General features: G+C 62.5%; 19 protein-coding genes. 7 read left to right on the top strand and 12 right to left on the bottom strand.

Annotated elements, in window-relative coordinates:
• Positions 1–4: 4 nt before the first annotated feature.
• The 7 genes from JWR51_RS19725 to hemE all read right to left on the bottom strand — a co-directional run bounded on the left by JWR51_RS19725 (position 5) and on the right by hemE (position 7,792).
• Entirely contained in the window at positions 5–805 is an 801-nt protein-coding gene (locus JWR51_RS19725; protein ID WP_299751596.1) for a ParA family protein, read from the bottom strand.
• A 26-nt stretch (positions 806–831) separates the two neighbouring features.
• Positions 832–1,479: a 16S rRNA (guanine(527)-N(7))-methyltransferase RsmG gene (gene rsmG / locus JWR51_RS19720; RefSeq protein ID WP_299751593.1), complete on the bottom strand. Its 648-nt coding sequence runs from the start codon at positions 1,477–1,479 to the stop codon at positions 832–834.
• Complete coding sequence (gene mnmG, locus JWR51_RS19715; protein WP_299751590.1) at positions 1,479–3,341, bottom strand: tRNA uridine-5-carboxymethylaminomethyl(34) synthesis enzyme MnmG; 1,863 nt, start codon at positions 3,339–3,341, stop codon at positions 1,479–1,481. The genes rsmG and mnmG overlap by 1 nt, the downstream gene beginning before the upstream one ends.
• Positions 3,342–3,424: 83 nt before the next feature.
• Complete coding sequence (mnmE, locus tag JWR51_RS19710; RefSeq protein WP_299751587.1) at positions 3,425–4,723, bottom strand: tRNA uridine-5-carboxymethylaminomethyl(34) synthesis GTPase MnmE; 1,299 nt, start codon at positions 4,721–4,723, stop codon at positions 3,425–3,427.
• A 6-nt stretch (positions 4,724–4,729) separates the two neighbouring features.
• A complete protein-coding gene (gene rho, locus JWR51_RS19705) occupies positions 4,730–5,995 on the bottom strand; it encodes a transcription termination factor Rho (RefSeq protein ID WP_299726183.1) in 1,266 nt (421 codons plus the stop codon).
• A 330-nt stretch (positions 5,996–6,325) separates the two neighbouring features.
• Positions 6,326–6,751 (bottom strand): protoporphyrinogen oxidase HemJ, encoded by a 426-nt coding sequence (gene hemJ / locus JWR51_RS19700; protein ID WP_299751584.1) that lies wholly within the window; start codon positions 6,749–6,751, stop codon positions 6,326–6,328.
• Between the two features lie 3 nt (positions 6,752–6,754).
• Positions 6,755–7,792, bottom strand: a complete 1,038-nt coding sequence (hemE, locus tag JWR51_RS19695; RefSeq protein ID WP_299751581.1) for a uroporphyrinogen decarboxylase — start codon at positions 7,790–7,792, stop codon at positions 6,755–6,757.
• 441 nt (positions 7,793–8,233) lie between these two features.
• On the opposite strand from hemE, the gene JWR51_RS19690 reads away from it, so the two are divergent.
• From JWR51_RS19690 to dnaQ, 4 genes are read left to right on the top strand one after another with little or no spacing between them, the layout of a single operon-like run.
• Positions 8,234–8,839, top strand: a complete 606-nt coding sequence (locus JWR51_RS19690; protein WP_299751578.1) for a Maf family protein — start codon at positions 8,234–8,236, stop codon at positions 8,837–8,839.
• On the top strand, positions 8,836–9,666 hold the full coding sequence (locus tag JWR51_RS19685) for a shikimate dehydrogenase (protein ID WP_299751575.1): 831 nt from the start codon (positions 8,836–8,838) through the stop codon (positions 9,664–9,666). Before JWR51_RS19690 ends, JWR51_RS19685 begins: the two co-directional genes overlap by 4 nt.
• 2 nt (positions 9,667–9,668) lie before the next feature.
• Entirely contained in the window at positions 9,669–10,265 is a 597-nt protein-coding gene (coaE, locus tag JWR51_RS19680) for a dephospho-CoA kinase (protein WP_299751573.1), read from the top strand.
• A gap of 9 nt (positions 10,266–10,274) precedes the next feature.
• Entirely contained in the window at positions 10,275–10,976 is a 702-nt protein-coding gene (gene dnaQ, locus JWR51_RS19675) for a DNA polymerase III subunit epsilon (RefSeq protein WP_299751570.1), read from the top strand.
• 61 nt (positions 10,977–11,037) lie between these two features.
• Here dnaQ and secB read toward each other — a convergent pair whose 3' ends face one another.
• Both secB and JWR51_RS19665 read right to left on the bottom strand, forming a co-directional pair.
• Positions 11,038–11,556: a protein-export chaperone SecB gene (gene secB / locus JWR51_RS19670; protein ID WP_299751564.1), complete on the bottom strand. Its 519-nt coding sequence runs from the start codon at positions 11,554–11,556 to the stop codon at positions 11,038–11,040.
• Positions 11,557–11,637: 81 nt separating this feature from the next.
• Complete coding sequence (locus JWR51_RS19665) at positions 11,638–12,102, bottom strand: FxsA family protein (RefSeq protein WP_299751561.1); 465 nt, start codon at positions 12,100–12,102, stop codon at positions 11,638–11,640.
• 168 nt (positions 12,103–12,270) lie between these two features.
• Here JWR51_RS19665 and JWR51_RS19660 point away from each other — a divergent pair, with 168 nt between their 5' ends.
• The 3 genes from JWR51_RS19660 to JWR51_RS19650 are packed head-to-tail and all read left to right on the top strand — an operon-like array spanning position 12,271 to position 13,976.
• Entirely contained in the window at positions 12,271–12,996 is a 726-nt protein-coding gene (locus JWR51_RS19660; protein ID WP_299751558.1) for a Tim44/TimA family putative adaptor protein, read from the top strand.
• 27 nt (positions 12,997–13,023) lie between these two features.
• Positions 13,024–13,608 (top strand): Smr/MutS family protein, encoded by a 585-nt coding sequence (locus JWR51_RS19655; protein WP_299751555.1) that lies wholly within the window; start codon positions 13,024–13,026, stop codon positions 13,606–13,608.
• Positions 13,605–13,976: a helix-turn-helix transcriptional regulator gene (locus tag JWR51_RS19650; RefSeq protein WP_299751553.1), complete on the top strand. Its 372-nt coding sequence runs from the start codon at positions 13,605–13,607 to the stop codon at positions 13,974–13,976. Before JWR51_RS19655 ends, JWR51_RS19650 begins: the two co-directional genes overlap by 4 nt.
• Positions 13,977–14,297: 321 nt before the next feature.
• Here JWR51_RS19650 and hslU read toward each other — a convergent pair whose 3' ends face one another.
• The 3 genes from hslU to hslV are packed head-to-tail and all read right to left on the bottom strand — an operon-like array spanning position 14,298 to position 16,676.
• On the bottom strand, positions 14,298–15,602 hold the full coding sequence (gene hslU / locus JWR51_RS19645; protein WP_299751550.1) for an ATP-dependent protease ATPase subunit HslU: 1,305 nt from the start codon (positions 15,600–15,602) through the stop codon (positions 14,298–14,300).
• Positions 15,595–16,116 carry a GNAT family N-acetyltransferase gene (locus JWR51_RS19640; RefSeq protein WP_299751547.1) on the bottom strand — a complete coding sequence of 174 codons (522 nt, stop codon included), beginning with the start codon at positions 16,114–16,116 and terminating at the stop codon, positions 15,595–15,597. The genes hslU and JWR51_RS19640 overlap by 8 nt, the downstream gene beginning before the upstream one ends.
• Positions 16,117–16,118: 2 nt before the next feature.
• Entirely contained in the window at positions 16,119–16,676 is a 558-nt protein-coding gene (gene hslV / locus JWR51_RS19635; protein WP_299751544.1) for an ATP-dependent protease subunit HslV, read from the bottom strand.
• Between the last annotated feature and the right edge of the window lie 205 nt (positions 16,677–16,881).

The raw sequence follows: 16,881 nt of genomic DNA, 5'->3' as shown, positions 1-16,881 counted from the left end.
GTCCTTATGCCGCGTTCAACTGCCGCTCGCGGCGGATCACCTCGGTCGCCAACCGCAGATAGGCCTGGCTGCCGGCACTTTTCAAATCATAGAGCAGCGCCGGCTTGCCATAAGACGGCGCCTCCGCCAGCCGCACATTGCGCGGAATGACCGTGTCGTACACCAGATCGCCCATTTCGCTGCGCACGTCTTGCAGCACCTGTTCGGAAAGGCTGTTGCGCTTGTCGAACATCGTCATCACCACGCCCTGGATCGATAGTTTCGGATTCAGCGTCGAGCGAATTTGCTCAATGGTTTGAAGCAGTTGGCTCAGGCCTTCCAGCGCGAAAAACTCGCATTGCAGCGGCACCAGCACCGCATCCGCCGCTACCAGCGAATTGACGGTCAACAGGTTCAGCGACGGCGGGCAGTCGATCAGCACATAGCTCACCGGCTTGCCGGTGATCGTCAATTCGTGCATGCCCTTGAAAGCATTACGCAATTTGAACGCGCGGTCGGCCTGGCCGGCAATGGTCAGCTCGACGCCGAGCAAATCCATTGTCGATGGTACGATCGCCACGTGGGGGACGCTGGTCATGATAGCGGCCTGCGCGACGGTAGCCTCGCCGACCATCAAGTCATAGGCCGAAATCTCGCGGTCGGTGCGCGAAATCCCCAGGCCCGTCGAGGCATTACCCTGCGGATCGAGGTCGACAATCAACACCCGCTCGCCAACCGCCGCCAAGGCTGTTGCAAGATTGATCGCAGTCGTGGTTTTGCCCACGCCGCCCTTCTGGTTCGCCAAAGTCAAAATACGAGGCGCCAAGGTACTCTCCAGGAGATTGCCGCTAACTACCTGTTTTTCAAGCTTAAATTGGAAAGCTCGAGCAAAACGCCGTTCGGATCGGTGTCGCTGGGAATTATTAACACGTCATGGTCCCAGACCAAACGCGATTCGGCCAACTCTTCGAGATGTTCACGACCTTTATGGAAAATCGCCCTGGTCTGGGCCCCAAACAGCGGCGCTGCCATCACACAGAGCTCGCTGAGCGACGCCAAAGCCCGTGCCGAGACCACATCGACCGGCCCTGTTTCACGTGAATCAAGCTCATTGCTGCGCCGCGACTCAACGGTCACCGCCAGACCCAGCTCGCGAGCGACAGTGCGCAGAAAACTGACCTTGCGGCCGTTTGGCTCGACCAGGATGAAGCGAATCGGGGTGTTTTTCAGCGCAATTGCCAGCGGCAGCGCGGGAAAGCCGCCACCGCTGCCGAGATCGACGACCACGCGATCGCTGGGCTGCAGCAGCCTAAGAACCTGCAGGCTGTCGGCAAAATGCCGGGTCCAGACAGCATCCAATGTTTCACGTGAAACAAGATTCTGAATTTTTTGCCACTTTCGCAGCAGCTCAGCATAGGATTCTAGATCGGCGGCCACATCGATCACCGGCCGCGACAGATATTCGCCGTAGGGCGCAATCGCCTCATGGTGCGCGTCCATCAACTCGCCTTGCGCAATGAACCGCGCCGAATGATCGACAGCATCAGCGTGATGGCTGCCGGCGTCATGCCATCAATGGCTTGGGCTTGGGCGATAGTCTGTGGCCGCTGCGCTGCCAGTTTCTGTTGCAGCTCCGATGACAACCCAGGAATCGCCGCATAATCGAGCTGTTCAGGGATAGCCCGCTGCTCGTCGCGCCGTACAGCCTCGATATCCGAACGCTGACGGTCCAGATAGACCGCGTACTGCGCATCCACCACCAATTGATCCATGATTTCCGTGCGGATCGTCGCCACTTGGGGCCACAGCCGCGCAACGTCGGTCGGAGCAACATTGGGATAGGACAACAGCTCGAACGCGGTCCGGGCTTTTCCGTCCTCATTGACGTCGATGCCCACCTTGCGAGCGGCATTCGGCGTAGCGGACAGCGATCGCAGCATCTGCCGTCCGCCATCCAGCGCCGCAGATTTGTCGGCGTAATGCGCAGCCCGCTCGTCACCAACCAGGCCGGTGGCAAGGCCCAAGGCCGTGAGCCGCTGGTCGGCATTGTCGGCCCGCAGATGCAGCCGGAACTCGGCCCGCGAGGTGAACATGCGATAGGGTTCGCTTACGCCGCGAGTCACCAGGTCGTCGACCATTACCCCCAGATAACTTTCGGTCCGAGACAAGGATAGCGGCGCGCGTCCCGCCGCCGCCAAGGCGGCATTGGCGCCGGCCAGCAGGCCCTGTGCGCCCGCTTCCTCATAGCCGGTCGTGCCATTGATCTGGCCTGCCAGATACAGCCCCGGCTGGCGCTTGACCTCCAGCGTCAACTTCAGCTCGCGCGGGTCGACATGATCGTATTCAATGGCATAGCCCGGCCGGATGATGGTGACGTTTTCCAGCCCCGGCATCGAGCGCAGGAATTGCTCCTGTACGTCGGCCGGCAGCGATGTCGACAGGCCATTTGGATACACCGTCGGGTCATCAAGTCCCTCAGGTTCCAGGAAAATCTGGTGACTGTCGCGATCGGCAAAGCGGACAATCTTGTCCTCGATCGACGGGCAGTAACGCGGTCCGCGACTTTGGATTCGCCCTGAATACATTGCTGAGCGATGGATATTGTCGGCAATGATCTTGTGCGTCTCAATGGTCGTGCGGGTGATGTGGCAATCCACCTGCCGATTGGTAATCGCCGCCGTCAGCGCCGAGAACGGCTCAGGCGGTGCATCTCCCGGCTGGCTCTCCAGCACCGCATAATCGATGGTCCGTCCGTCCAGCCGCGCTGGCGTGCCGGTCTTGAGCCGGCCAAGCTGCAGGCCAAGATTCTCTAGACGCGTCGATAGCCCTAACACCGGCTTTTCGCCCAAGCGCCCGGCCGGCGTGGTTTCTTCGCCACGATGGATCAAACCGCGCAGGAACGTCCCGGTGGTCAGCACCACGGCCTTGGTGTCGATGCGACGCCCATCGAGCAAGATGACGCCCGACACGACGCCGTCCGTGACCTCGATATCGTCGACCTCGCCCTCGATGACATCGAGGTTTGGCTGCGCGGTGATGGCCGCCTGCATTGCCTGCCGATAAAGCTTGCGATCCGCCTGCGCCCGTGGCCCGCGCACAGCTGGGCCCTTACGCCGGTTGAGCACCCGGAACTGAATGCCGGCGGCATCGGCGACGCGGCCCATCAGCCCATCCAGGGCATCGATCTCGCGCACCAGATGGCCCTTGCCCAGGCCACCAATGGCCGGATTACAGCTCATCTCGCCGATAGTCGAGAACTTGTGGGTAACCAGGGCCGTGGGAACGCCCAGCCGCGCGGAAGCAGCCGCCGCTTCGCAGCCGGCATGGCCTCCCCCAACAACGATGACGGCATAGTCGCTCATGGTGCATGTCTCCGAGCGCGCTCAATAAGCCAATGTTTCACGTGAATCAATTCACGCCGCCGCGCGGCAGCGTTTCACGTGAATCATTTGCCAATGCAGAAGCTGGCGAACAGCCGGTCCAACACCCGCTCAGCGTCGATACGCCCAACCAGCCGTTCCAGCGCCTGGGACGCGATCCGCAGGGATTCGGCGGCGAGTTCCGGCTCGCCCAGCATGGTCTTGACGGCAGCGAGCGATTGGGCTGCAGCGGTGAGCGCCGCGCGGTCGCGCTCGCGGCTAACCAGGACCGGCTCGCCCTGTCCAGCGCGCTCGGTGGCGAAGGTGCCCAGGCGGCGTAATAGTTCGTCCAGCCCTGTGCCCGATGTCGCCGAGACGGCAAGGTCCTGCCCGTCAGCGGCGTCTCTTAGATCAGCCTTGGTCGCGACGCGCCAGAGCGGGACGTCAGCGGGGTCCAGGCGGATGGTGTCGGGCACGTCGGGTGCTACCAGCCATAGGATGAGGTCAGCACGCTCGATTTCCGCCCGCGCGCGGCGGACACCCTCGGCCTCGGCCTTGCTCGCGGTTTCTCGCAGGCCGGCCAGATCGAGAAAGATCACCAACTGCCCGCCAATATCGATGGGCACCTCACGAACGTCCCGCGTGGTGCCCGCCTCGTCGGTGACGATGGCGATCTCGGATTTGGCCAACGCATTGAGCAGGCTGGATTTTCCGGCGTTGGGGGCGCCTGCTAGTGCGACACGGAGGCCTTCGCGCACGATCCGGCCGCGCTCGACATTGTCCAGCGCAGCGATAATGGTGGTATGCAGGGCCTCGACATCATCGGCAAAGCTGGGCGGCAGGTCCCCGACGTCACCTTCGTCGGAAAAATCGAGCCGCGCTTCGATTTCGGCGCGCAGATCAAGCAGTCGGTCGCGCCAGCTATCCAGCTGCGCCGTCAGCCCGCCTTCAAGCCGCGCCACCGCCTGTCGCCGCTGGTTTTCGGTTTCGGCATCGAGCAGGTCGCCGAGACCCTCGATTTCAACCAGGTCGAGCTTGCCATTTTCGAAGGCCCGGCGGGTGAACTCTCCGGCCTCCGCCAGCCGCGCGCCAAGGCTTGTACAGAGCCTCAGGATGGCGCGGACACCGGCCGGGGAACCATGCACCTGCAATTCGGCACAATGCTCGCCGGTAAAGCTCTGTGGTGCCGGGAAATACGCGACGAGGCCACGATCCAGCACCGTGCCGGCGCCGATCGGCCGCAACGTCAAACGGCGGGGTTCTGGAACCCCGCCGGCTATCGCGTTGAGAATATTGGGAACATCCGGTCCGGAGAGCCGGATCACCGCCACGCCCGCGGGCACGGCGCCCGAAGACAGCGCGACGATGGTATCGCCGTCGCGCATGTAAGTTTACGTGTTCATCGAGTCGAAGAAATCGGAATTCGTCTTGGTCTGGCGGATCTTGTCCATCAGGAATTCCATCGCGTCGATCGTGCCCATGGGCGTCAGGATACGACGCAGCACGTACATCTTCTTGAGGATGTCGGGCTCGACCAGCAGTTCTTCCTTGCGGGTACCCGACTTGGTGATATCGAGCGCCGGGAAGACGCGCTTATCGGCGACCTTGCGATCAAGGATGATTTCCGAGTTGCCCGTGCCCTTGAACTCTTCAAAGATCACTTCGTCCATGCGCGAACCGGTATCAATCAGCGCCGTCGAGATGATGGTGAGCGAGCCGCCATCCTCGATATTGCGCGCCGCGCCGAAGAACCGCTTCGGGCGCTGCAGCGCATTGGCATCCACGCCGCCGGTCAGCACTTTGCCGGACGACGGCACGACAGTGTTGTAGGCGCGGCCGAGACGGGTGATCGAATCGAGCAGGATCACGACGTCGCGCTTGTGTTCGACTAGGCGCTTGGCCTTTTCGATCACCATTTCGGCGACCTGGACGTGGCGCGATGCGGGCTCGTCGAAGGTCGAGGAGATGACCTCGCCCTTGACCGAGCGCTGCATGTCGGTGACTTCCTCGGGCCGCTCATCGATCAGCAGCACGATGAGGTAGCATTCGGGGTGATTGGTGGCGATCGACTGTGCAATATTCTGCAACAGTACGGTCTTACCGGTACGTGGCGGCGCAACAATCAGGGCGCGCTGGCCCTTGCCGAGCGGCGCCACCAGATCGAGGATGCGCGCCGAGCGATCCTTGAGCGTGGGGTCCGGCAGCTCCATGCGAAGCCGTTCCTCGGGATAAAGCGGCGTCAAATTGTCGAAGTTGACCTTGTGGCGAACGGCCTCGGGGTCTTCGAAATTGATGGTCGAGACCTTGAGCAGCGCAAAATAGCGCTCGCCTTCCTTGGGAGAGCGAATTTCGCCCTCAACCGTGTCGCCGGTGCGCAGGCCGAAACGGCGAATCTGCGAAGGACTGACATAGATGTCGTCGGGGCCCGGAAGGTAATTGGCATCGGGCGAGCGCAGGAAGCCAAACCCGTCGGGCAGGACTTCGACGACGCCTTCGCCAGTGATGTCGATGTCCTTGGCGGCCAGTTCCTTGAGGATGGCAAACATCAATTCCTGTTTGCGCATGGTCGAAGCGTTCTCGACCTCGTGTTCTTCGGCGAACACCAGCAGCTCTGCCGGGGACTTGGCCTTGAGCTCACTGAGCTTCATATTCTGCATGTGGTGGATGACCCTTTAGGGAAATCGGAGATGTGTCGGAAATTTTGGGAGGGGTAGGCACCACAACAGCGGCCGGGGAGGCCGAGACGATATTGATGCGTTGACCAGCATGTAGCGTGATCCGGCGTCACTTTCAAGATTGAAACGGTCGGCCTGGGACGATTCACGTGAAACGCTGGGGGTTAAATGCAGGGCATCCCCACCCATCCGGGTCATTCCCGCGCAGGCGGGAACCCCTGTTTTCTTCACCAGCACCGCAAACGGAGGTTCCCGCCTGCGCGGGAATGACCCTGTGTGGTGGCGAGCTGCTCAGATTACTGTCGGAACCAATTAGAACGGCTTTACGATCACCATGATGACAATGACGATCATCGCTACCGTCGGGATCTCATTGATCATCCGGAAGAACTTGGATGGCCGCTCATTTTTATCGGCGGCGAACTGCTTGTAGCAGCGTGCCAGAAAGCCATGAAACCCCACCAAAACCAGCACGAACGCCGCCTTGACCCAGGGCCAGCCCTGTGACCAGTCGACCACGCCCGAACTGACCAGACCGATGCCGAACAGGAAGGTGGCAATCATTGCCGGATTGATGATGCCGCGTAGCAGGCGGCGCTCCATCACCTTAAAGGTCTCGGACTGAACCGAGCCCTTTTCGGCATCGGCGTGATAGACGAACAACCGCGGCAGATAGAGCATGCCTGCCATCCAGGCGATCACCGAAATGACATGCAGCGCCTTGACCCATTCGATCATTGCCTAAATTCCCCGCTTCACCAGATCGACCAATCGCGCCACGTGCTCAATCGGCGTTTCCGGCACGATACCGTGGCCCAGATTGAAAATATGCGGCCGATCCACAAAGGCCGCAATGATCTCCCGGGCACGATTTTCCATCTGCGCACCACCAGCAACCAGCCGCAGCGGATCGAGATTACCCTGCACCGGCACACCGGCCGGCACATGCTCAGCCGCAAATTTCAGCGGCGTTGCATAATCGAGACCAACGGCATTAATGCCGGTGGCTTTGACGTAGGCCGCGATATTGCCCGCCGCGCCGCGCGGAAAGCCGATAATCGGCGCATTGGGCACGCGCGCTCGCACGCCCTCGACGATCCGGCGATTGGGCGCAATGACGTGGCCGGCAAACGCCACCTCGTCCAGATTGAGCGCCCAGCTCTCGAAGAGCTGCACCACATCGGCGCCTGCTTCGAACTGCGCCACGAGGTAGTCGATACTCGCCGCCACCAGAATATCGATCAGCGTCTGGAACGCCTCGGGATGGCGCAGGGCAAACAGTCGCGCCGCCGCCTGGTCGGGCGAACCCTTGCCTCCGATCATGTAGGTCGCCACGGTCCAGGGCGACCCGCAGAAGCCGATCAGGGTCTTTTGAGGCTCCAGCGTTGCCCGCAGACGCCGCAGGGTCTCCAGCACCGGCGCCAAATGCTCCAGCACGCCCTCGGGCCTTAATATCCCAAGCGTTTCCGCGGTGACGGGGTCCAGCACCGGGCCTTCACCAACCTCGAAGCGAACCGACTGCCCCAGCGCATCGGGAATGACCAGAATATCGGAGAACAGGATCGCTGCATCGAGATCGAAGCGGCGCAATGGCTGCAGGCTGACTTCGACTGCCAGGTCGGGCGTGTAGCACAGATCCAGAAAGCCTTTGGATCTGGCACGCACGTCCCGGTACTCGGGAAGATAGCGCCCCGCCTGGCGCATGATCCAGATTGGGGGCCGTTCCTGGCGGTTCCCCAGCACGGTGGCGAGCAGCGGTTTATGGACAGAAGCGCTCACGCGCCCTTCCCTTCCAAAACCCTAAAAGAAAGTCTTAGACTTAGTATTTGTATTATCATGGCAGTGTTTTGCATCAATTCATTGCCGTCCACAATCGCCCCTCCGGCGACAGATGGGCGCAGCGGTATGGTTAACCAGGTGTGAAGAGCTGGTGTGTGAAGGACGCTCCACGGTGGGCCGCCACAAGAGTTAACGCTTCATTAATTCGGGACTCGCGAGAGTCCAGCGGAGTCTTTGGCTGTGCAAAAGCGCTTGGCGTCCCGGTTGCGGCCTGGCCGACTTTTCCCCGCTTTTGTCCCCAGCCTCGTTTCGCCGGGCACCGAGTCCAACTGTTAATGTTTTGCTAACCAAGTCGAACAAGTCGGGCCGAGGGCCAAAACCATGAGTCATTATCACAGGCAGGCCTTGAGCTGGGGATGACAGTGTGGAAAACCTAGTCCCATGTTGATCCTTGCCTCTGCCAGCGCCGCCCGAAAAACCCTGCTGACTCAAGCCGGTCTGGTGTTTTCCGCCACGCCCGCCGACATCGGTGAACGCGCGCTGGAAAGCGCCGCGTCCGACGCCGGCGCCGATGGCCGTGACATCGCCTTGCTACTGGCCAAAGCCAAGGCCGCAGCCGTGGCCAGGGCTCATCCCGGCGCATTTGTGATCGGCGCCGACCAAACGCTTAGCCTCGGCACCGAACTCTTGCACAAGCCGGTCAATCGCGCCGATGCGACGCTCCAGCTCGACCGGCTCAAGGGCAAGACCCATCGCCTGCACGCCGCGGTCACTCTGGTGCAGGATGATCTTCTGCTGTGGTCCGATATCCAGACCGCCGAGCTGACCATGCGCGAGTTTTCCGATGATGACCGCGACGACGTGCTGGCCCGTGAGGGCGATGCCATCCTGTCCTCGGTGGGCGGCTATCGGCTCGAAGGGCCCTCGATCCGCCTGTTCGAGGCCATCAGCGGCGATTATTTCACCATTTTGGGCCTGCCTTTGCTGCCGCTGCTGGCGGCCTTGCGTGAATTTGCCCCCGAAGTGCTCAAGGACCAGACGGCGTGACCATCAAAGCCTTCGTCATCGGCCACCCGATCAACCATTCACGCTCGCCGCTGATCCATGGCACGTGGCTGGCCGAGCGCGGTATCGATGGCAGCTACGAAGCCATCGACGTCGCGCCGGCCGAGCTGCCTGCCTTCTTCGAGCGCCTGCGCTCGGGTGAGTTCGCCGGCGGCAATGTCACCATTCCCCACAAGGAAGCTGTATTCGCCCTCTGCGACAGCGTTGATCCGCTGGCCAAGATCATCGGCGCGGTCAACACGCTGGTGGTCCGCGACGGCAAGGTGCATGGCACCAATACGGACTATCTCGGCTTTTTGGGCAATCTCGATGCCGGCGCGCCGGGCTGGTCGGATGACCTCGATGAAGCCATCGTGCTGGGCGCTGGCGGCGCGGCGCGCGCCGTTCTTGTCGCCTTGCGCAGCCGGGGCGTCAGACAAGTGCATATCCTCAACCGCACCGTCGCCAATGCGGCGCAACTGGCGGCCCATATTGACGGTTCGTTCAGCGCCCATGGCTATGAGGCCTTCGCCGAACTGGCGCCCAAGGCGGGTCTTGTAGTCAATACCAGCTCGATCGGCATGCATGGGACGCGCTTTGAGGGCCTCGATCTCGCCCGGCTGCCGGCAAATGCGCTGGTGACCGACATCGTCTACACCCCGCAGGTCACGCCGCTGCTGGCCGACGCCAGGGCGCTTGACCTGCGCACCGTCGATGGTTTGGGCATGCTGTTGCACCAGGCCGTGCCCGGTTTTGAGGCCTGGTTCGGCACGCGGCCGCTCGTCACGCCTGCCATGCGCGCCCGTATCGAAGCCACATTGGAACATTGATCATGTGGCGCATCGGCATTACCGGCTCGATCGCCACCGGCAAATCCACCGTGCTCGATGCCTTCAAAGCCCTTGGGGTCCCGGTCTATTCCGCCGATACCGCCGTGGCCGAGCTTTACGCCGGTGAAGCCGTGGCGCCCGTCGAGGCGCTGTTCCCCGGCGTCGCGGTCAATGGCGTCATCGACAAGGCCCTGCTGTCGTCCCGCCTTGCCGCCGATCCATCCGGCTTCAAGCGCCTGGAAGCCGTGGTTCATCCCCTCGTGCGCGCGCGCATTGCCCGTTTCATGGACAACGCCCAACAGTCCGGCGCGGCTTTGGCGGTGGTCGAAGTGCCGCTGTTGTTCGAAAGCGGCTATGATTACGGCTTCGATGCCATCGGCGTCACCCATGTGGCCGAGCCGATCCAGCGTGAGCGCGCCCTCGCCCGCCCCGGCATGACCGTGGAAAAGCTCGACACCATCCTTGCCCGCCAGCTCCCGCAGGCCGAAAAGAGGGCGCGCGCCACCTATGCGTTCGATACTGGTGGCACCATGAAACAGACCACCGACATGGTCAAAGCGCTGGTCGCTTCGATCCAGGCCCGCCAAGAGACGCAGTGAGGAGATGCCATGACCCGCCAGGTCGTGCTCGATACCGAAACCACCGGCCTGTCCCCCGCCACGGGGGACCGTCTGGTCGAAATCGGCTGCGTTGAGCTGGTCAATCACCTGCCCTCCGGCAAGACCTTTCACGTCTATCTCAATCCGCAGCGCTCGATGCCCGAAGAGGCGTTCCGGGTGCATGGCCTGTCCGACGATTTCCTTGCCGACAAGCCGTTGTTCTCGGCCGTTGCGACCGATTTCCGCAGCTTTATCGAAGACGCCACGCTGATCATCCACAACGCCCCCTTCGATATGGGCTTCCTCAATGCCGAGCTGACCAATCTGGGCCAGCCCAAGCTGACCAATGAGGTCATCGATACGGTGATGCTGGCCCGCGAGCGCCATCCGGGCGCCCGGGTGAGCCTTGATGCCCTGTGCAAGCATTACGGCATCGATACCTCGCGCCGCACCCTGCATGGCGCCCTGCTCGATAGCGAGATTTTGGCCGAGGTCTATCTGGAGCTGATCGGCGGCCGTCAGGCGGGCCTCGCTCTGGTGGCGGAAAACCGCATCTCTGGCGCCGAAGGCATCGCCTCCATGGTCGCGGCTGTCCGCCGTCCGGTGCCGCTGCCCTCGCGCGTGTCGGCGGAGGCAAAACTGGCCCATGACGCGCTGATCGCCTCGATGGGCGCGGACGCGCTGTGGAACGAATACGCCGAGGCGTCTTAACCCAAACAAAAATCCCCGAAGCCAGGCTCCGGGGATTCTAAAAGCCGTCAAAGCCCAAAAGTTAGTTCGGCTTGGTGGTATCCGCATCGGCGACGGCCGGCGTGGCGTTCTGCTTGGCGGCCAAATTTGCCAGGTTCTGGCGATAGATGCTGGCGAAATCCACCGGCTCCATCATCAGTGGCGGGAAGCCGCCCTGCTGGGTGACGCTAGCAAGCACCTGCCGCGCGAATGGGAAGATCAGGCGCGGGCATTCGATCATCAGCAGCTGGCTGAGCTGCGCTTCGACGATATTGCGCAGGCGGAACACGCCGCCGTACACCAGCTCGACATTGAACAGCACGGTGGCCTCGCGATTGGCCTTGGCATTGAGCGTCAGCTCGACCGCATAGAGATCGTCGGCCTGTTTCTTGACGCCGACGCTGATCGAGACGTTGAACGCCGGGTTGCCGCCGCCCAGCATGATCGAGGCGGGAGCGCCGGGATTTTCGAACGACAGATCCTTGATATACTGGCCCACCAGATTCATCATCGGAGCGGTGTTTGCCTGCGGCGCGGCAGCGCCCTGATTGTCGTCAGCCATAATCGGGTTCCTCGACTGCGTTTATTGGCGGGCTGGCTAGCACCTTTGCGCCAGCCGGACAAGCTGCGGCCGCCCGATCGCTTAACGCGGCCGATAGTCCTCGTCGTCCAGATCGATTACGCCGGGCCCCTTAACTCGAGCATCCTCGGTTTGGGGCTGGGCCCGAAAGCCGGTGGTCTGCACCACGGTGAAATTGCCCGCCAGCGTCTTGTAGATCCAGCGCCGGATCGGCGGCACCAGCAACAACAGTGCCACCACGTCGCTCAAGAATCCCGGCAGGATCAGCAGCACGGCCGCCACCCCGATCAGTGCTGCATCCGCAATGGTCTGCCCCGGCAGCTTGCCGGCCGCGACATTGCCGCGCAGTTGCATCAGCACCGCCAGGCCCTGCTGGCGCAGCAGCGCCCCACCCAACAGCGCCGCGCCAATCACCAAAGCCAGCGTCGGCCACAGCCCAATCGCCTGTCCCACCTTGATGAACAGGGCAATTTCCACGATGGGCAGGGCCAGCAAGCCAAGCAGGAAAAATCGGGCCAAACGGGTCATTCCTCTCTTGCCGAAACCGGGATCGAGCCTCAAAAGGGAACTCGCCCCATCGTGAACTGGTTTCGGGGTGAACTTTTCCTATATATAGGTCAGTTTAGGCGCGCTGCGAGCGCCCGCGTCGCATGTGGATGCGATTTTGCCGACGCGTTTTGCAATAGGTGTTTGTCCATGGCCGAATTTCTCGATCTGCCTACCCTCATCGTTATCGGTCTTGCGATCGTCATCCTGTTCCGGCTGCGCTCGGTTCTGGGGACGCGCACCGGCAATGAGCGGCCTCCGGTCGAGCGCCGGGTCAAGTCCGATGCAAAAACCGTCAAGCCCGCGGCCGAAGACACCATCGTGCCGATCCGGCCGCGTGGCGCCGGCAATCCCGATCTCGACGAGGATCGTCGCGCCCGCAAGACCGAGGCCGAAATCGAGCAGTTCGCCAAGGGCAATGCGGGTCTGGCTGAAGGCCTCAAGGCCGTGGTCGACGCCGATCCGAGCTTTACCCCAAAATCCTTCATGGATGGCGCCAAGCAGGCCTATGAGATGATCGTCACCGCTTTTGCCGCCGGCGATCGTGCCACGCTCAAGAATCTCCTGGAAAAAGACGTGTTCGAGGGTTTTCAGCGGGCCATCGCCGATCGCGAGGCCGCCGGCCAGAAGGTGGACTTCACCTTTGTGGGCCTGCCCAAGGTCGAATTCTCCGACGCCGAATTCGACAAGAAGAACGTCCTGGTCACCATCCGCTTCCATGCCGAAGTGGTGTCGGCCACCCGCGACAAGGATGGCGCCCTGGTCGACGGCAATGCCGATCAGGTGCAGACCATCGCCGATGAGTGGACCTTCGCGCGCAACCCAAAATCGCGCGATCCGAACTGGAAAGTGGTCACCACCAGCCAGCTCGACTAACCGGCGCGGCGGGCGGGTTTTGCTTTCATGTCCAAGCGTGATCCGAAACGCCTGCCGCACGACTTTCACCTGTGGACGGCCGTTGCCGCCACCATCGATCCGCTGCGCCGCAAGCGGTTGCTGAAAATGGCAGGTGGCCCGCTCCCCATGCCCGAGCCGGTGGCCGAAAAGCCAGCTGCCCCGCCCGCCCCTGAAAAGCCGCGCCGCCGCTTCCAGGTGCCGTCCTATCAGGCACCCATCCCGCCGCATGGCAAAATCCCTGACCGCGCGCTCGAGCCCTCGATCAAGAAGAAGGTCGTGCGCGGCCGCATCGACATCGACGGCACCATCGACCTGCATGGCATGCGCCAGGACGAGGCCCGCTTTGCGCTCCACCGCTTCATCCAGGCCCGTGCCGCGCGCGGCGACCGCACCATCCTTGTCATCACCGGCAAGGGCCAAAAAACCATCGACGACTACACCTTGGCGATGACCGAGCGCGGCGTGCTGCGCACCATGTTGCCGGTCTGGCTCAGCGAATCCTCGCTGTCGCCCATGGTCTCCGGCTGGACCGTCGCCGCCCGCGGCCATGGTGGGGAGGGCGCCTGGTATGTGCGCCTGCGCCGGCCATGACCCCATTGGGCGCCAAGATGCGGGCCTTGCGCGAGGAACGCGGCGTCTCCCTCAAGGAGATGGCGTCGGCGCTGAATGTGTCGAGCGCCTACCTATCCGCGCTCGAACACGGTCGCCGCGGCAAGCCCACCGGCTTCCTGCTGCACCGCATCATCACCTATTTCAACGTCATCTGGGACGAGGCCGAAGAGCTGCAGCGTCTCGCCGAGCTCTCTGACCCCAAGATCACCATCGATACCGGGGGCCTCGCGCCCGAGGCCACCGAGCTGACCAACCGCCTCGCCGCCTCGATCGGCAAGCTCGATACCGAAGACCTGATCGCCCTGCGCAACGAATTGCAGCGCCGCGCCAGCAAGCCGCGCGGGTAAAAGGTCTCAGGACCCTCGCCTCTCCCTTGGGGGTCGGCGCATAGCGCGGGTGAGTGGGCCTTCTCTCTACCGCTACCGCCCCTCCCACCCACTGTCCTTCCCGCGGACTTGATCCGCGGGCCACTCTCAGGATGGCACAAGCGAAAAGTGATCCCCGGATCAAGTCCGGGGACAGATCGGTGGTTGGGATTGTCAGGTGCACAAAAAGGCCGCCGGGCGAACCCGGCGGTCATTCATCCTTACTATACCTACCCGTCGATTTATCGGCCGTCGCCTCCCCTCCCCTCGAGGGGAGGCCGACTGCAAATCCTAAGGCAGCGCTTACAGCACGAACTTGCTTAAGTCCGTATCCGCCGCCAGCACGCCCACCTTCTCGGCGACAAATGCCGCGTCGATGCGGATGGTCTCGCCCTGCTTGTCGGGCGCAGTGAAGGAAATGTCCTCCACCAGCCGCTCCATCACCGTCTGCAGCCGGCGCGCACCGATATTCTCGACTGAGTTGTTGACCTTGACCGCCGCGTCGGCAATCGCCGCGATGGCGTCCTGGGTAATGTCCAGCGTCAGCCCTTCGGTCGCCATCAGCGCCACATACTGCTTGATCAGGCTGGCTTCGGTGTCATTGAGGATGGCGATGAAGTCTTCGCGCGTGAGGGCTTTCAGCTCCACCCGGATCGGCAGGCGACCCTGCAATTCGGGCAACAGATCACTGGGCTTGCTCACATGGAACGCGCCCGAGGCGATGAAGAGGATATGGTCGGTCTTGACCGGACCATACTTGGTCGACACCGTCGTGCCCTCGATCAGCGGCAGCAGATCGCGCTGCACGCCCTCGCGCGACGGACCACCGGAGACGCCGCCATCGCGGGCCGCCACCTTGTCGATCTCGTCGATGAAGACGATGCCGTGGTTTTCCACCAGCTCGATGGCTTCGCTCTTGAGCTGTTCCTGGTCGAGCAGCTTGTCGCCTTCCTCGGCAATCAGCGGCTCATAGGCGTCCTTCACCTTGACCTTCCGCTTGGTGCCGCGCCCGCCCATCTTGGCGAACATGTCCTGCAGGTTGATCATGCCGACCCCGCCCTGCATGCCGGGAATCTCAAACCCGCCGGCACCACCGCTGGGCGTCAGCTCGATTTCGATTTCCTTGTCGTCCAGCTCATTGCCGCGCAGCTTCTTGCGGAACGAGTCACGCGTCGACGGCAGCGCCGAGGTGCCCACCAGCGCGTCGAGCACCCGCTCTTCGGCATTGTGATGCGCCTGCGCCTGCACATCGGCCCGCTTCTTATCGCGCAGCACCGCGATACCGGCCTCGACCAGGTCGCGAATGATCTGCTCGACGTCACGGCCCACATAGCCCACCTCGGTGAACTTGGTGGCCTCCACCTTGATGAAGGGCGCCTGCGCCAGCCGTGCCAGCCGGCGTGCGATCTCGGTCTTGCCGACACCGGTCGGCCCGATCATCAGGATATTCTTTGGCGTCACTTCGCGGCGCAGCTCGGGCGTCAGCTGCTGCCGGCGCCAGCGATTGCGCAACGCCACGGCCACTGCGCGCTTGGCGTCGTGCTGGCCCACGATATGCCGGTCGAGTTCGGAAACGATCTCGCGCGGGGAAAAATTGGTCTCACTCATTGTCTGTCTTTCCTGGTGCCTCATCGAAGAAGCGCACCATCATGTGTTCGTCGATATATCGACCGTTCACCAAAAGGCAGCGGGGGTCGGTTCCATAGGTTTTGAACCCCGCCTTTTCATAGAGCCGGATGGCCGGCACGTTGTGCGCGCCCACCATCAGGTGCAGTTGGATGACCCGGCTGCTGGCATGCGCCACCGCCGTCTCGATCAGGGCCAGGCCCGCGCCCGTGCCGCGCAGGCGCGGCTGTACATAGACCTGGTAGAGCCAGCCCCGATGCTGTTCGCGCTCGCCCTGGGTCTGCCCAAAGGCCACGAGGCCGGCCAGGCTGCCTTCGGCAAAGACGCCGAAAAACGCCATCTGGCCGAGCAGCGCCGCCAGATCCTCATCGCCGCGCGCGGCAAAGCTGTCCGCCGAACTCGCATAGGCATCAGGATGATTGACCAGAGCCTCATGGCGCACCGCCCGATAGGCGGTCACGTCGGCAGCGTTCAACATCCAGATCGAATAGTCCAAGATCAGAACTCGATGGTTTCGAGGGTGACGTTGGAATTGGTGTAGACGCAGACCTGCTCGGCGATTTTCATCGCCCTGCGAGCGATTTCCTCGGCGTCCAGCTCGGTCGCGTCGGCCAGCGCCAAAGCTGCGCTCAGCGCGTAATTGCCGCCCGAGCCGATCGCCGTCACCCCATAGTCCGGCGTCAGCACGTCGCCCGTGCCGGTCAGCACCAGCGTCTCCTTGGCGTCGGCGACGATCATCATCGCCTCCAGCCGCCGCAAGTAACGATCGGTGCGCCAGTCCTTGGCCAGCTCGACCGAGGCGCGCATCAACTGGTTGGGATACTGGATCAGCTTGGCCTCGAGCCGCTCGAACAGCGTGAACGCATCGGCCGTCGCGCCCGCGAAGCCGCCGATCACGCTGCCATCACCCAGCCGGCGAACCTTGCGCGCGCCGTGCTTCATCACGGTCTGGCCCATGGTCACCTGGCCATCGCCAGCCACCACCACCTTGTTGCCCTTGCGCACGGCGACAATCGTCGTCCCGTGCCAGCCGGGGAAATTATTGCTCTCACTCATTGGGAAGAAACTCCAGAACTTGTTGAGTGATATTTAGGGCACGCTTGGGCGATTGCAATGTGGGGTGCTACGTCCTCGTTGTTCGAGGGTCATAAGAACTCCCACCTCACCATGAGGACTATTGGAACATCGCAATTCCATCAGTAGCCCTCATGGTGAGGTGCGAGCCCTTCGCCGAGCCTCGAACCACGAGGGCGTGCACGGA

Origin of the sequence: Devosia sp., assembly GCF_028290625.1 — a bacterium.
Taxonomy (GTDB): domain Bacteria; phylum Pseudomonadota; class Alphaproteobacteria; order Rhizobiales; family Devosiaceae; genus Devosia.
This window is presented reverse-complemented; position numbering and strand designations above follow the sequence as displayed.

Bases quoted from the DNA above. Each gene is read 5' to 3' on its own strand.
- rsmG (WP_299751593.1), bottom strand. From the start codon at position 1,479: ATGGACGCGCACCATGAGGCGATTGCGCCCTACGGCGAATATCTGTCG.
- mnmG (WP_299751590.1), bottom strand. From the start codon at position 3,341: ATGAGCGACTATGCCGTCATCGTTGTTGGGGGAGGCCATGCCGGCTGC.
- mnmE (WP_299751587.1), bottom strand. From the start codon at position 4,723: ATGCGCGACGGCGATACCATCGTCGCGCTGTCTTCGGGCGCCGTGCCC.
- rho (WP_299726183.1), bottom strand. From the start codon at position 5,995: ATGCAGAATATGAAGCTCAGTGAGCTCAAGGCCAAGTCCCCGGCAGAG.
- hemJ (WP_299751584.1), bottom strand. From the start codon at position 6,751: ATGATCGAATGGGTCAAGGCGCTGCATGTCATTTCGGTGATCGCCTGG.
- JWR51_RS19690 (WP_299751578.1), top strand. From the start codon at position 8,234: ATGTTGATCCTTGCCTCTGCCAGCGCCGCCCGAAAAACCCTGCTGACT.
- coaE (WP_299751573.1), top strand. From the start codon at position 9,669: ATGTGGCGCATCGGCATTACCGGCTCGATCGCCACCGGCAAATCCACC.
- dnaQ (WP_299751570.1), top strand. From the start codon at position 10,275: ATGACCCGCCAGGTCGTGCTCGATACCGAAACCACCGGCCTGTCCCCC.
- secB (WP_299751564.1), bottom strand. From the start codon at position 11,556: ATGGCTGACGACAATCAGGGCGCTGCCGCGCCGCAGGCAAACACCGCT.
- JWR51_RS19665 (WP_299751561.1), bottom strand. From the start codon at position 12,102: ATGACCCGTTTGGCCCGATTTTTCCTGCTTGGCTTGCTGGCCCTGCCC.
- JWR51_RS19660 (WP_299751558.1), top strand. From the start codon at position 12,271: ATGGCCGAATTTCTCGATCTGCCTACCCTCATCGTTATCGGTCTTGCG.
- JWR51_RS19655 (WP_299751555.1), top strand. From the start codon at position 13,024: ATGTCCAAGCGTGATCCGAAACGCCTGCCGCACGACTTTCACCTGTGG.
- JWR51_RS19650 (WP_299751553.1), top strand. From the start codon at position 13,605: ATGACCCCATTGGGCGCCAAGATGCGGGCCTTGCGCGAGGAACGCGGC.
- hslU (WP_299751550.1), bottom strand. From the start codon at position 15,602: ATGAGTGAGACCAATTTTTCCCCGCGCGAGATCGTTTCCGAACTCGAC.
- hslV (WP_299751544.1), bottom strand. From the start codon at position 16,676: ATGAGTGAGAGCAATAATTTCCCCGGCTGGCACGGGACGACGATTGTC.